11 protein-coding genes, 1 tRNA gene and 2 pseudogenes are annotated in these 13,775 nt (G+C 41.8%); 9 read left to right on the top strand and 5 right to left on the bottom strand.

Annotated features, from left to right (window positions below; genetic code table 11):
• The first annotated feature begins 101 nt into the window (after positions 1-101).
• From ltrA to HWQ43_RS17555, 4 genes are all read left to right on the top strand, one after another.
• The gene (gene ltrA / locus HWQ43_RS17570; RefSeq protein WP_292736369.1) at positions 102-1,856 is read left to right on the top strand and encodes a group II intron reverse transcriptase/maturase; all 1,755 of its coding nucleotides are present in this window, start codon (positions 102-104) and stop codon (positions 1,854-1,856) included.
• Positions 1,857-2,185: 329 nt separating this feature from the next.
• A complete protein-coding gene (gene ndhC, locus HWQ43_RS17565; protein WP_094333328.1) occupies positions 2,186-2,548 on the top strand; it encodes a photosynthetic/respiratory NAD(P)H-quinone oxidoreductase subunit C in 363 nt (120 codons plus the stop codon).
• Positions 2,539-3,276, top strand: coding sequence for an NADH dehydrogenase subunit K (locus HWQ43_RS17560; protein ID WP_292736365.1), 738 nt, complete (start codon positions 2,539-2,541; stop codon positions 3,274-3,276). The genes ndhC and HWQ43_RS17560 overlap by 10 nt, the downstream gene beginning before the upstream one ends.
• Positions 3,269-3,799 (top strand): NAD(P)H-quinone oxidoreductase subunit J, encoded by a 531-nt coding sequence (locus HWQ43_RS17555; RefSeq protein ID WP_190912881.1) that lies wholly within the window; start codon positions 3,269-3,271, stop codon positions 3,797-3,799. Before HWQ43_RS17560 ends, HWQ43_RS17555 begins: the two co-directional genes overlap by 8 nt.
• Positions 3,800-3,866: 67 nt before the next feature.
• Here HWQ43_RS17555 and HWQ43_RS17550 read toward each other — a convergent pair.
• Positions 3,867-4,746 (bottom strand): annotated as a pseudogene (locus HWQ43_RS17550) (Rpn family recombination-promoting nuclease/putative transposase).
• Positions 4,747-4,983: 237 nt separating this feature from the next.
• On the opposite strand from HWQ43_RS17550, the pseudogene HWQ43_RS17545 reads away from it, so the two are divergent.
• Positions 4,984-5,166: pseudogene (locus HWQ43_RS17545) on the top strand (Uma2 family endonuclease); the annotation flags it as partial.
• A 411-nt stretch (positions 5,167-5,577) separates the two neighbouring features.
• Here HWQ43_RS17545 and murA read toward each other — a convergent pair.
• The gene (murA, locus tag HWQ43_RS17540; protein ID WP_292736432.1) at positions 5,578-6,945 is read right to left on the bottom strand and encodes a UDP-N-acetylglucosamine 1-carboxyvinyltransferase; all 1,368 of its coding nucleotides are present in this window, start codon (positions 6,943-6,945) and stop codon (positions 5,578-5,580) included.
• Between the two features lie 407 nt (positions 6,946-7,352).
• On the opposite strand from murA, the gene HWQ43_RS17535 reads away from it, so the two are divergent.
• Positions 7,353-7,433 (top strand) — tRNA-Leu (locus tag HWQ43_RS17535).
• A gap of 78 nt (positions 7,434-7,511) precedes the next feature.
• Positions 7,512-8,297: an RNA methyltransferase gene (locus HWQ43_RS17530; RefSeq protein WP_292736361.1), complete on the top strand. Its 786-nt coding sequence runs from the start codon at positions 7,512-7,514 to the stop codon at positions 8,295-8,297.
• An 11-nt stretch (positions 8,298-8,308) separates the two neighbouring features.
• On the opposite strand, the gene HWQ43_RS17525 is transcribed toward HWQ43_RS17530, so the two are convergent.
• Positions 8,309-8,557: a hypothetical protein gene (locus HWQ43_RS17525; RefSeq protein ID WP_292736359.1), complete on the bottom strand. Its 249-nt coding sequence runs from the start codon at positions 8,555-8,557 to the stop codon at positions 8,309-8,311.
• 299 nt (positions 8,558-8,856) lie between these two features.
• Here HWQ43_RS17525 and HWQ43_RS17520 point away from each other — a divergent pair, with 299 nt between their 5' ends.
• Positions 8,857-10,527, top strand: coding sequence for an ABC transporter ATP-binding protein (locus HWQ43_RS17520; protein ID WP_292736357.1), 1,671 nt, complete (start codon positions 8,857-8,859; stop codon positions 10,525-10,527).
• 158 nt (positions 10,528-10,685) lie between these two features.
• Here HWQ43_RS17520 and HWQ43_RS17515 read toward each other — a convergent pair whose 3' ends face one another.
• Positions 10,686-11,630, bottom strand: a complete 945-nt coding sequence (locus HWQ43_RS17515) for a hypothetical protein (protein ID WP_292736336.1) — start codon at positions 11,628-11,630, stop codon at positions 10,686-10,688.
• A 718-nt stretch (positions 11,631-12,348) separates the two neighbouring features.
• On the opposite strand from HWQ43_RS17515, the gene HWQ43_RS17510 reads away from it, so the two are divergent.
• The gene (locus HWQ43_RS17510; RefSeq protein WP_292736334.1) at positions 12,349-12,852 is read left to right on the top strand and encodes a GNAT family N-acetyltransferase; all 504 of its coding nucleotides are present in this window, start codon (positions 12,349-12,351) and stop codon (positions 12,850-12,852) included.
• A 59-nt stretch (positions 12,853-12,911) separates the two neighbouring features.
• On the opposite strand, the gene nadC is transcribed toward HWQ43_RS17510, so the two are convergent.
• A complete protein-coding gene (gene nadC, locus HWQ43_RS17505) occupies positions 12,912-13,760 on the bottom strand; it encodes a carboxylating nicotinate-nucleotide diphosphorylase (protein WP_292736430.1) in 849 nt (282 codons plus the stop codon).
• Positions 13,761-13,775: the final 15 nt, after the last annotated feature.

Genomic DNA, 13,775 nt, shown 5'->3' with positions numbered 1-13,775 from the left:
GGGAAAAGATGCCATAAGAAGCAAATGCTGTCAGCCGAAAGGCAACGGGAACCAATAACCGGACAGATAGGGTTATGCCTAGCCCGAAAGGGCGCAGACGTATGGCAGGTGAGTCTCTTGAAACTCAATGCAAGAAAACCGAACTCAAAAGGAAAAGTTGGATGCAATCCGCGAGGAATGCGAACGTAACTCAGAGAACAACCGAATGGAATAGCGTCAAATGGCGTAAAGCCAATAAAGTTGTCAGGCGATTGAGGCAAAGAATATTCAAGGCTACAAGAATGGGGAACCTCAAGTTGGTTCGCAATCTGCAAAGATTGCTCTTGCGTAGCTATTCAAACATCCTTCTTTCTGTAAGGAAAGTGACGCAAATCAACAAAGGCAAGAACACTCCAGGAATAGATAAACTGGTAGTCAAAACACCAGTAGCCAGGGGACTATTAGTAGACATGCTAACTAAGTTCATTCCTTGGAAACCATATCCTACCCGGAGGGTGTACATCCCCAAGGCTAATGGCAAAAAACGCCCTTTAGGAATACCTAGCATAATTGACCGATGCCTACAGGCGATTGTTAAAAACGCACTGGAACCATACTGGGAAGCCAGATTTGAAGGCAGCAGCTACGGATTTCGCCCCGGTAGAAGCACCCACGATGCGATTGGCAAAATTTTTCTCATTGCCCGTCCAAATAAGAATAAGAAGTGGGTCGTAGATGCCGATATAAAAGGGTGTTTTGATAACATTGCCCACGAACCACTTATGGAAGCCATAGGGAACTTCCCATGCAAGAAGCTTATTCACCAATGGTTAAAAGCTGGCTTCGTAGACAAGGGGGCTTTTTACGACACCGAAACGGGTACACCGCAAGGCGGAATTATTAGCCCACTATTAGCCAATATAGCCCTGCATGGTCTAGAAAAAGCATTAGGCATAAAACACGACTGCAAAGGATACCTAATCAGTAAACGCGCCGTTGTACGCTATGCCGATGATTTTATAGTCTTCTGTGAAACAAAAGAAGATGCTGAAAAATCAGTAACTACCCTTAACAACTGGATGAAAGAAAGGGGGCTTACTCTCTCACAAGAAAAGACAAAAATCGTCCACCTTAAAGACGGTTTTGATTTTCTTGGATTCAACATAAGACAGTATCCAGTATCAAACACAAAAACCGGGTTAAAGCTACTGATAAAACCCAGCAACGAAACCATGCAGAATATACGAAATAAACTGAAACTTGTATGGCTAAATAATCAAAGTCAGAACGTGAACGTTATCATAGGTAAGTTAAACCCCCTCATTAGGGGCATAGCGAACTATCTTCGTATAGGGGTTTCTTCAGAAGCATTTCAGAAGCTTGACTCATGGATGTTTCTAAGAGAAAAAAGGTACGCCAAAAGAATGCACCCCACTAAATCTGTAGGATGGCGGAGGAATAAATATTGGGGTAGGCTGAACCTTGACAGAAACGATAATGGGGTATTTGGCAACAAAGAAACCGGAAACGCCCTGTTAAAATTTAGCTGGTTCAATATAGAAAGACACGTTTTAGTCAAGGGAACATCCTCACCCGATGACCCCGAACTAAGACAATACTGGAATAACAAGGAAAAAGAGAAATCCAAAACCTTGATACCCAGTTACCAAAAGATAGCGAAAAAACAAAACTATCTATGTCTTGTGTGCCATGAATCCCTGTTCAATGGAGAAACATTGCATCGCCACCATACTATTCCTCGTCACCTTAATGGCAATAACTCCTATGCCAATTTACAGTTAGTGCATTATTATTGCCACCAGCAAATTCACTCAAACAAAGTGAGTCTTGCTGAAGTAATTGAGTCCCCTATCTAGAGGCTTCAAGACTTGCTTGAGCCGTGTACTTGGAAACTTGTACGCACGGTTCTGAGGGGGGAAAGAGGCAGAAATGCCTCTGACCTACCCGATTACGCAGTTAAGGGATTGGGCATGGGGCATTGGGCATTGGGGCATTGGGTATGGGGCACAAGAGGCAGAGGTGCAAAGGGGCAGAGAGGCAGAGGGGAAAGAACTTATACAAGTCTTCTCTGCTCCCCTGCTCCCCTGCTCCCCCACTCCCCCACTCCTAAATCCCTAATCTCTAGTCGTCAGTACCCAATCTCCACTCACTACTTAAAATACTCCATAAGCGGTAGATACTCATTGTGTTTGTCCTCAGCGGTTACGAGTACCTTCTAGGCTTCTTCATCATCTGTAGCCTAGTACCTGCCTTAGCGCTCTCAGCTTCCAAGCTCCTACGACCCAGTGGTTACAGCCCAGAACGTCGCACCACTTATGAATCTGGCATGGAACCCATCGGGGGAGCCTGGATTCAGTTCAACATCCGCTACTACATGTTTGCTCTGGTCTTCGTCGTCTTTGATGTGGAGACTGTATTCTTGTATCCTTGGGCGGTAGCTTTCCACCGTTTGGGGCTATTGGCTTTTATTGAAGCGCTAGTCTTTATTGCAATTCTTGTAGTCGCTTTAGTTTACGCATGGCGTAAAGGAGCTTTGGAATGGTCTTGAATTCTAACTTAACAACCCAGAGTAAAGAACGAATCATCAACCCCATTGAGCGGACTACAATCACTCAAGACCTTTCAGAAAACGTCATTTTGACGACGGTTGACGATCTCTACGACTGGGCGCGGCTTTCTAGTTTGTGGCCGTTGTTATTTGGTACTGCTTGCTGCTTTATTGAGTTTGCAGCTTTAATTGGTTCCAGATTTGACTTTGACCGTTTTGGGCTAATTCCCCGTTCTAGCCCCCGCCAAGCCGATTTAATTATTACGGCAGGGACTATTACGATGAAGATGGCTCCCCAACTGGTGCGTCTTTATGAACAAATGCCAGAGCCAAAGTATGTAATTGCGATGGGTGCTTGCACAATTACTGGCGGGATGTTCAGTGTTGATTCCCCCACGGCAGTGCGCGGAGTCGATAAACTGATTCCTGTAGATGTGTATTTGCCTGGTTGTCCTCCCCGTCCAGAAGCAATTATCGACGCAATCATTAAGCTGCGGAAGAAAATCTCCAATGAATCGATGCAAGAGCGGGATAAAATTAAGCAAACTCACCGCTATTACAGCACGACTCATAACCTGAAGCCAGTAGAAGAAATCTTAACTGGTAAGTATTTGCAGTCAGCAACTCGCTCTGCACCACCGAAGGAATTGGCGGAAGCAATAGGTATGCCAATACCACCTGCACTGCTGACAGAAAAGGCGCAAAAGGAGGAACAAACCCGTGGCTGAAGAAGAATCTAAACCAGTACCAGCAGAGAAAGAAGAGTCATTGGTACAAGCGGGTAAAGTTTCCCAGTGGTTGACGGAAAATGGCTTTGACCATGAGTTTTTAGCACCAGACAAAAATGGTGTAGAGATAATTAAGGTGGCGGCAGATTTTTTGCTTCCTACCGCTACAGCCCTCTATGCTTATGGGTTTAATTATCTCCAGTTTCAAGGTGGCGTTGACCTTGGGCCAGGACAGGAATTGGTAAGTGTGTATCACTTGATTAAAGTCGGTGATAATAGCGATCGCCCTGAAGAAGTTCGAGTTAAGGTGTTCTTACCACGGGAAAACCCCGTAGTCCCTTCTCTGTACTGGATTTGGAAAACCGCAGATTGGCAAGAGCGCGAGTCTTACGATATGTACGGCATTATCTACGAAGGACACCCAAATCTCAAGCGGATTTTGATGCCGGAAGATTGGGTAGGTTGGCCTTTACGGAAGGATTACATCTCGCCTGATTTCTACGAGTTGCAAGACGCTTATTAGAGATTGCTGAGTTTCGGCAGTGATTAACCCCTTTCCGGTGGCGGAGAGGGGTTATGTTTTTGGTGTTTCATGTCAAGTCGGTTGACAAAATTTGCTGTAATTCATTGACTGTATTTACAGTTTTAATTGCCTGCTGAATTGCTTTTAATTTTTGCAAATCCGTAATTTGAGAGATTATCGGCATCAATTCTAAACCTTGATTGCCAAACTTAATTTCTAATGCCAATTCAATTCCTGAATATAATTCTTCCTTTCTTCCTCGCAGTTCTCCGCGTGCTTCTCCTTTACTAAAAATTTCTTGATACCAAGGCGACTGCTCTAAAAGTGCCATATCCCACCTCAAAATTTGCTGAACTATTGCACTATCTAATACAAATGTAGCAAAAAATCCTAATACTGTTTCTAGTTGATTCAATTGTTCATCTGCACGTAAGATTCGCAATGTATCTCGAATTTTAGACTCGTTATCACCACCTTTGAGAATGGGTACAAACGGCAGTAAGGATGGTAAAGGTTGTTGAAAAACAATCTCGACATCAACTTCCCACAGGTTAATGACACGGTAATCTTGAATAGCACGTAAACCAGCAATATTTAATGCATAACTTGTAGGTATTTCAGCATCACTTGCCTTGAGGATATTAATTAGTACTGGATACGTTGGCAAATTATATTTTTCTTCTGCAAGTGCTGCATACGCACGCATCCTTCGCGGCATTTCTGGTTTATAGCGGAGTTGTAATTCGTTAAGAACAAGAAATTGAAATTTTCCATACTGGAGACTTTCGACACGGATTAAAACATCCCTTTCTCGACTTATCCACTGAAATTCTGAGTTGAGAATTTCGCCAGCAATAATATCAGGAATTTGCGTTACCCATTTTACCCAGTTATCAGGTGCAAGGCTAGATTAAGCGTTTGGTGCTGACATCGGCGGGTTTGATCATGGGGTTGTAAACGCACTTAAAGTTATCAAATAATTGTACTTTAGACTAGATTACAGACAGATATTCAGATTTTTGATTGGACTACTTGTTATAGAAAGCGATCGCACCTAATTTGAGATAATGTGAGACAGTGCGATCGCAATTTCTGAGTAGAGAAAACTAATTCATTCTTGCGCTATTTTTAGCGTACAAGTGGAAAAAGCTATTTTTAACGCAAAGGGGCGCAAAGGAAAACGCCAGGAAAAGATGAGGGAATATATAGATAATGGTGTGCGTTTAGGTTGGTTAATTAATCGTAAATCGCAGCAAGTTGAAATTTATCGGCAAGAGCAAGAAGTTGAGGTGTTGGAATCACCTGTTACTTTGTCAGGAGAAGATATTTTACAGAGGTTTATCTTAAATCTTGAGGTGATTTGGTAACTGACATAACCAATATATTACAAAGCAATAAAAGTAATTAATAAAACAGTATGAATATTATACCTGAAGGGATAAGTATAATTTGTGAGGAATTTAAATACAAAAAGACCAGCCTCCCACAGCTGGTCTAAAAAATGTTTTTGCGTTGTCTTCTCAAGAGAGTTAAAACCCAATTACGCGTTCCTAAAATGCAACGGGCAACTTTTCTTAACAATATTGTAACAGCCAACACAGATTTTTCCAGAATATTCATCAAAAAAAGATATGGACAAAGCTTAAAAGCTTCTATCTATCAGGAGAATTCAGCAGATCGCAGGGTATAGATGGGATAGATAAAGGCAAACAAGGTAGAAAATTTTACCTTGTCTCCTTTATTCTTCTTATCCCCGCCTCAGTCTCAACCAATCAATTTCAACTTGAAAGGCTACTGATGCTGGGAGCCATTTCTGCATCTGTTGGTGTTTCGCCCACACGGAGGATTTTAGCCCCCAATTGCTGCAACTTCATATCAAGTCGATCGTAGCCGCGATCGAGGTGCTGTAAACCCTGAATTGTGGTTTGTCCTTCTGCCGCTAATCCTGCGATGACTAACGCTGCTGATGCTCGTAAGTCTGTACCTAATACTGGTGCGCCAGATAATTTTGGTACTCCCCTAACGAAAGCAGCATTGCCTTTGACACGAATATCTGCCCCCAAACGATTCAACTCAGAGGCATGACGCAAGCGATTTTCAAAGACGGATTCGTTAATTACGCTGTCGCCTTCTGCCACTGCCAGCAAAGCCATGAATGGCGCTTGCATATCTGTAGGAAAACCTGGATGGTATTGAGTTTCAATATCCGTTGCCTTAAGGGTTTCCGCTGGCAGAATATGTAAGTGGTCAGGCTTTTCTTCAATTATTGTCACTCCAATATCCCGCAGCTTGGCAATTACTGGGATGAGATGTTCTGGAGCCACTGGCGAGAGAAGAAGTTCTGAGCGGGTAATTGCTGCTGCCAACAAAAACGTCCCAGCCTCAATGCGATCGGGAATAATGCTGTAGTCAACAGAATGCAACTTGGGGACTCCTTCGATAATAATCCTGCTAGTCCCCGCGCCCTTAATCTTCGCTCCCATCGCGTTACAGAAGTTAGCTAGATCGACTACTTCCGGTTCTCTGGCAGCATTTTCGATGATCGTTTCGCCCTCTGCCAGGGTAGCCGCCATCATCAAGTTTTCCGTCGCTCCAACGCTGGCGATGTCTAAGTAAATCTTCGCACCTTTTAATCTCCGGCTGCTACCAGGGACGTAGGCATTACAAATGCCATGCTCAATTTGTACTTCCGCTCCCATTGCTTGCAGTCCTCGAACATGCAAGTCAACTGGTCTTGCCCCAATCGCACAACCGCCTGGTAAGGGCATCTGTGCTACTCCCAGTCTTGCCAAAATGGCTCCAATGGCGAAAAAACTCGCTCTCAACTGGGTAACTAATTCGTAGGGAGCTTTTGATGTTTTAATCTCACTGGCATTGATGTCTAAAATGTCGCCTTGTCGGGTTAATTGCACACCCAAAGCTGATAGCACCTGACCCATCCGCTCTACGTCCGCCAACAAAGGGACATTGCGGATACGGCAATCGCCCGGACACAGCAAGGCTCCAGCCATTATTACCAGTGCTGAATTTTTTGCCCCACTAATTTTCACATGACCCCGCAAAGGATGCCCACCCCAAATTTGCAAGACTGAGGAGTCTGCTTCTGGAGCAATTTTGGCATCTGGTAAGCTGGTAGAAGGATTAATAAGCCTACCTCCAAAAGTAATACGTATTTTATATGTTTGAAGTTGGTTTTGATTCTACAGTAAAGATTCAAAATGTCCACGTTTTAAAGCACTGTTTTGTATAAAAAAATTGTTTTTTGGGTAAAAGTGCAGGCTGAAAACAAGCAATAGTAAGCTTTTTAAGCTTTTTAAAAAATTTAGAAAAAAGAATGAATAAGTAGTACTTTTAAGCAAAAATAAATACTCAGTAAAATGACTTAAGTGTTCTCTAAAAATTAATGCTGTACTTTCCAGTTAATATTTTGATTCGACCTTGTGCCTGAAAAACTCGTTTCCAGTTAGAGACTTTTAACGAGGCATTATGCTTTTACTTGACAAAGGTAAAACATAACGCAATAATAAGAAATTGTCGATAAGCACAAATGCCAGCGGAACTGGCGGAATGGCAGACGCGCTAGATTCAGGTTCTAGTGCCGCAAGGCTTCCGGGTTCAAGTCCCGGGTTCCGCATAACCAGTCCTGAGTGCCGAGTAGTGAGTGCTGAGAAGGAAAAACTCAGCACTCACTACTCAGCACTCACAACTAAAAATGTTGACCAGTTTACAGAATTCCCTAGTCAAACAAATTCGCAAGCTGCACTCCACCAGGGAGAGGCATAAGCAACAGTTATTTTTACTAGAAGGGACGCACTTGTTAGAAGAAGCTTGTGCGGTCAATTACCCACTAGAAACAGTGTGTTGTACCCAAGATTGGCAAGTAGCCCATCCTTCGCTGTGGGAAGAAGCTTGTAGCCGATGCGATCGCGCCGAAATTGTCAGTCAAGAAGTCTTGGATGCGATCGCGACTACAGTCCAACCTGATGGTGTAGTGGCAACGGCAAAACGAAAGGAACGCCAAACTCAACTACCATCGACTGGTTTAGTTCTAGCCTTAGAAACCGTCCAAGATCCCGGCAACCTGGGTACGATGATTCGTACCGCCGCCGCCGCCGGAGCATCAGGGTTATGGGTCAGTGGAGATAGTGTAGATTTAGATAGTCCTAAAGTTCTACGTGCTTCCGCAGGGCAATGGTTTCGCCTAGCAACAGCCGTAACCGAAGATTTAAAAGCGACAGTCCAACAAAATCAGCAGGCAGGAATGCAGGTAGTGGCAACCTTACCTGATGCGACTTTAACTTATTGGGAAGTGGACTGGCGAAAACCCAGTATGATTTTACTGGGAAATGAAGGTGCTGGATTGTCGGCAGATTTAGCAGCGATCGCAGATCGGCAAGTCAGAATTCCTTTGAGTCCTGGAGTGGAATCTTTGAATGTGGCGATCGCAGCCGCTTTAATGTTGTACGAAGCTCAACGGCAACTAATTTCTCAGCAATAAATTTTAACTTTTTACCCTAATTGGGTTTTTGTTATTTCTTCGAGATATTTTTCAATATCAGCAACTGCGTCCTCAAGAGCTGCTAAATCAATATCTATCAAGTCTTGGTCGAGTTCGACTTCAGTGAAAGTACCAGTATGGAGTTGGGGCAACTCTTCTTCCTCAGTCGAATTTTCTTGTAAGACATCCTCCAACTGTTCGAGGGATTCTTGAAACACTTGATCGGCAGCGCGGCGCTGTTCTGGCTGATTTTGCTCCATAATATTAACTTGAAAATCCTGATTTACTGACTTAATTTTGATTCTAGTTCCTACAGATTTAAATTTTGCACTAATAACATCATAGTTGTGTGCTGTATCAACTCTAGCAGTGGTTATCAAGAATATCGATAGCTGTCTCCAATTGCTAAGGCTGGAGATTTATGGCGATGCTACGGGTACACTAAATTAAGTTTGACTATGTTTAGGTAAGTTTTATAAAACAGGTCTAATACTTAATTTGATAGACTATCCTAAATTTGAAATTATAAAAATTGGTAGCTCAGGGCTGATAACTAACTATGAGTGAAGCCTTATTCTGTATTGAAAATTTGCGAGTTGCCTATCCTGCGCGGAGTGGAGAAGAAGCAAGTTGGGCGGTTGATGATGTATCTTTCACCTTGAAACCAGGTGAACGAATGGGATTGGTGGGAGAGTCAGGTTGTGGTAAATCAACTATTGGACGGGCAGTAATGCGTTTACTCCCAGCCTCTAGCCGTATTGAGGGACAGGTGACATTTCAAGGGCAGTCAGTGTTTGAATTGACACCTAATAATCTGCGTAAATTTCGGGGAGAAGCGATCGCCTTAATTTTTCAAGATCCCATGACACGGCTCGATCCGTTGATGACCATTGGTAAGCATTGTATCGAAACCCTTCAGGCGCACTTACCACAATTATCAACGCGGGAAGCTAAAGAAAAAGCACTTGCTACTTTGGCAAAGGTGAATATTCCCGCTAGTCGCTGGAATCAGTATCCTCATGAGTTTAGCGGTGGAATGCGCCAACGGGTAGCGATCGCTTTAGCTTTACTCCTCAACCCCAAGTTTATTGTTGCTGACGAACCCACTACCAGTTTAGATGTCACCGTTTCCGCACAGATATTGCAAGAATTAACTCGCCTGTGCGGTGAAGAAAACATGGGATTGTTGCTGATTTCTCACGATTTAGCAATGGTGGCTGAATATTGCGATCGCATTGGCGTGATGTACAACGGCAAGATGGTCGAAATGGGTGCTACAGAAACCGTATTTAGGCAACCTCAACACGAATACACGCGATCGCTTTTAAAAGCAGCTTTACACATTCAAGCAGTAACTGATAGTGGAGAATTGATAATTGCCAATGATGAAGAAAAGCAATTACCAATTATTAATCAGCAATCTCCAATTTTGAGCGTTACAGAACTCAAGCAACACTATACTATAGAACCTAACTTTATCGAACGACTGCTTAACACACAAGCGCAGACAATTAAAGCAGTAGATGGAATCAACCTGGATCTTTATTCAGGAGAAATTCTTGGCTTAGTCGGGGAATCAGGTTGTGGTAAGAGTACACTATCACGAACAATATTGCAACTAATTCGTCCTACTAGTGGCAAAGTTGAGTTTTTAGGACAGGATTTAACTAAACTATCGCGTCAAGAAATTCGTTCCTCGCGGCGACAGATACAAATGGTCTTTCAAGATCCTCATGCTTGTCTCAATCCAGCGATGACAGTGGGACAAAGTATTGCAGATCCTTTATTTATCCACAATTTAGCCAATCCTGCCAAGGCAAAAGAACAGGTTTTGTGGATGCTAAATAAAGTTGGGTTAACACCGCCAGAAGTGTATTATAAGCGTTATCCGTCAGATTTGTCTGGTGGACAACAGCAAAGAGTAGCGATCGCTCGTGCTTTGATTACTCACCCTAAACTCTTAATCTGCGATGAACCAGTGAGTATGTTAGATGCCAGCGTTCAGTCGCAGGTGCTAGATTTGATGTTGCAATTAAAGGAAGAGTTTAAGCTAACTTATCTATTCATCACTCACGATCTTTGGTTAGCTAGATTTTTGTGCAATCGGATTGCCGTAATGAATGGCGGTAAAATTGTCGAACTTGGTTCTACAAAAAAGATTTTTGCTAATCCTCAGCACCAGTATACCAAAACCTTACTAGCTGCTGCTCCCTTACTAGCACGCGCTTAACTAAAGGACTTGCAGTTAAAAAACACTCTGTCTTATGGGCGCAACCCTTTGCGCCCCTAGAAATATACAAATAATTTGTGATAATTTATTTTTTGCAATTCCCTAAATCATATCAGGAGTTAGAACGTTTTAAACTCCTAACTCTTCACTCCTAACTCCTAACTATCTTCCCTTCCCTCAAGTAATTTAGTTTCTTCCCCACTGGAACCATATAGCTCAACAAACCTTTTAAACAGCAACGCACTTTCGTGATTTGAAGTCCTACTTAAATTGAATAAACGATCTATGTTTTTCTCAGTTAAAGCTCTTAGATATGGCAAATCTTCAAAGAGTGTTAAACAAGAAGCAAAATGCAATATTATTTGTAACAATGGCTTTGGCCACCCTAGATCACTATAAATATCTATAAACAACTGATGTTCTGAATGATTTAAAGGGAAAGCATGAAATATAACAATTATCCTTTTGTTATTGTAGACTGGAATACTCAGTTCTACAGTGTAGGGACTATGTAATATTAAATCCACTTCTACAATTGGTTGTCGCCAAATTCTCAGAGGATTAGCTGGCGAATCTAATATAGTTTGAAATGTGATTATACCACCAGCACTTGTAATTTGGAACTCGCTAATACTAAGAATTTTAAGATTATTTAGGCTAAACCTATGAACTGTTTCCAAATGTTTTAAGTTCAATAGATGATAGATTTGGCAAATATAAGGAAAAGGTAAAATATACTCTTGGCTAATCATGTGTCGCTTTTTTAATTGAAGCTTGTTAGCTTGAGTACGAGCAAGATATTCTTGATATTGACTGGGGTCTAAATCATTGCTATTAAAGCTTTCTTCCGGCTTGAGATATAGCCAACTCACAAAAAAGAAAGAGGCTGTAAATAGCTGAAATATTTCTATAGGAGATAAATAACCATCGGTAAATGCAGCTATGCTTCTATCGGTTATTCCGAAAAGCCAAGATGGAATACCAAAAAGCCAAATACTACTTTTTATTTGATCTATAAAAAGCGCTATTTCGACAATATTTGGAATTTTACTATCTTGATGCTCAGTAAAAAATTTATTATTTTTTAAACAATTAACATACATAATAATTTCACTTATTTTTCCTCTAGGTAGTTGATAATTAGAATTATATTTGTTAATTTTAAGGGCTTATATATGGTATCAACCTCTGCCTTTAGCTATATATAAAATTTGTACATTATTAATACGAACTTAAAATCATTTTTTGTAAACTATGACTGCAAAATACAATTTAGTGTTAGATATGAACCTAAGTTTATATATATAAATATAATTGAATTATCTGTAAAGCTTGCTACTAAAGGGTTTAGATGTTCTCAGCGGATAAAAACTTATAGTAAAAACGTTGCTATAATATTTATATCCACTGAATGAAAAAAAATAAATTATCTTAAGATGACAAAAGTACTATATAGATATTCAGAGAAATAGATAATTTTTCCTGACATAATAAAATTATCTATTTCTCTAGGATGAATGCTGAACAATGCGTTAGGAATAAAAACTTAGAATTTAAAAGTAAGGGGTTATAAAATCTCTCTGTTACACAAAATACAGTAGGTAGTGCGTTGTAATTTTCCTCTGTTATAGCAACGGTGATGTTTTTCGTAGTGGCCCATCGCATACTTGCTAGTAGAGTTAGCCATTATCTTATGTAAGAGTACGAAGCGCCTACCTGGTAAAGTATCTGTGACAATTACGATAGAATCCGTAGAATTGCTACTGTTAACACTGTATTATTTTTGAATATTTTCTGAAGATTTTTTCCGAGACGGTATCAATGACTATTCGCCATGCGACTGAAACTGACTTGCCTGCAATTGTGGCAATTTACAACACTGCAATTCCCAGCCGCATGGCAACCGCTGACTTAGAACCAGTATCTGTGGAAAGTCGCCTTGCTTGGTTTAAAGGGCGATCGCCTTCGCAACGTCCACTTTGGGTAATTGAAGTAGACGGAGTAATCGCTGGATGGCTTAGTTTCCAATCCTTTTATGGGCGACCCGCCTATAGTAAGACTGCCGAAATTAGTATTTACATAGCCCCTAGCTTTCATCGGTGTGGCTTGGGACGACAACTCTTAGCACAAGCAATTAGCGAAAGTCCTAGTTTGGGTATAAAGAGCCTAGTATGCTTCATTTTTGCCCACAATCAGCCCAGTTTAAAACTCTTTGAGACATTTGGTTTTCAACGCTGGGGACATTTGCCTAAAATTGCCGAACTTGACAGTGTTGAACGGGACTTAGTGATCATGGGACTGCGAGTTAGTAAATCTGTTGTTTAAGGCGATCGCTATTTTTATTTTTCCTATGCACTTATAAAGTATTACTGACATTTTGACAATTAAAGTACAATCCTCATACTCAAATCCAACCACTTCGATTGAGTAATCGGCGCACTGCTAGAAATATAGTCAACACCAGTTTCCGCTACAGCGCAAATCGTTTCCAAAGTCACATTCCCCGAAGCTTCAATTTTCACCCGACTATCCTGCTGGCGAATCAACTGCACCGCCTGACGCATCATACCCAAAGGCATATTGTCCAACATAATAATGTCAGCGTTGTGCTGCAAAGCTTCTTTCACCTGCTCTAAACTTTCCGTCTCAACCTCTATAGTTAAGGGATAAGGAATCTGAGAACGAATACGGGTAACAGCCTCTCCAATTCCCCCAGCCGCAGCAATGTGATTATCCTTAATCATCACTGCATCATCCAACCCCATACGGTGATTAATCGCCCCACCCAAAGCAGTCGCGTACTTTTCTAAGAGTCTCAACCCTGGTGTAGTTTTACGCGTATCCACCAACTGAGAAGGTAAATCAGCAATTTTCTCTACATATATATTAGTCAGCGTAGCAATTCCACTCAACCGCATAGCCAAGTTGAGCGCGACTCGTTCCCCCATCAACAGCGCATCCAGCGAACCATGAATTTCAGCTACCACCTGTCCCGGCTCACACCGTGTACCTTCAGCTGCCACAGCCACAAAGCTGACTTTTTCATTCAAAATCTGAAACACCCTAGCTGCAACTGGTAAGCCAGCAATTATCCCTGAAGCTTTAGCGATCCATTTAGCAGAGCCTAGCGTCACATCTTTAACTAGTAATGTATTTGTTGTGCGATCGCCGCGGCCAATATCCTCCAACAACCAGCTACGCAACAGAGGATCTAAAACCAGCCAAGGCGGCAAGACAGCAGAATTGCT

Origin of the sequence: Nostoc sp. JL31, assembly GCF_017114965.1 — a bacterium.
Taxonomy (GTDB): Bacteria; Cyanobacteriota; Cyanobacteriia; order Cyanobacteriales; family Nostocaceae; genus Nostoc; species Nostoc punctiforme_A.
This window is presented reverse-complemented; position numbering and strand designations above follow the sequence as displayed.

Coding starts and splice junctions, on each gene's coding strand:
- ltrA (WP_292736369.1), top strand. CDS start 102: ATGGCAGGTGAGTCTCTTGAAACTCAATGCAAGAAAACCGAACTCAAA.
- HWQ43_RS17560 (WP_292736365.1), top strand. CDS start 2,539: ATGGTCTTGAATTCTAACTTAACAACCCAGAGTAAAGAACGAATCATC.
- HWQ43_RS17530 (WP_292736361.1), top strand. CDS start 7,512: ATGTTGACCAGTTTACAGAATTCCCTAGTCAAACAAATTCGCAAGCTG.
- HWQ43_RS17525 (WP_292736359.1), bottom strand. CDS start 8,557: ATGGAGCAAAATCAGCCAGAACAGCGCCGCGCTGCCGATCAAGTGTTT.
- HWQ43_RS17520 (WP_292736357.1), top strand. CDS start 8,857: ATGAGTGAAGCCTTATTCTGTATTGAAAATTTGCGAGTTGCCTATCCT.
- HWQ43_RS17515 (WP_292736336.1), bottom strand. CDS start 11,630: ATGTATGTTAATTGTTTAAAAAATAATAAATTTTTTACTGAGCATCAA.
- HWQ43_RS17510 (WP_292736334.1), top strand. CDS start 12,349: ATGACTATTCGCCATGCGACTGAAACTGACTTGCCTGCAATTGTGGCA.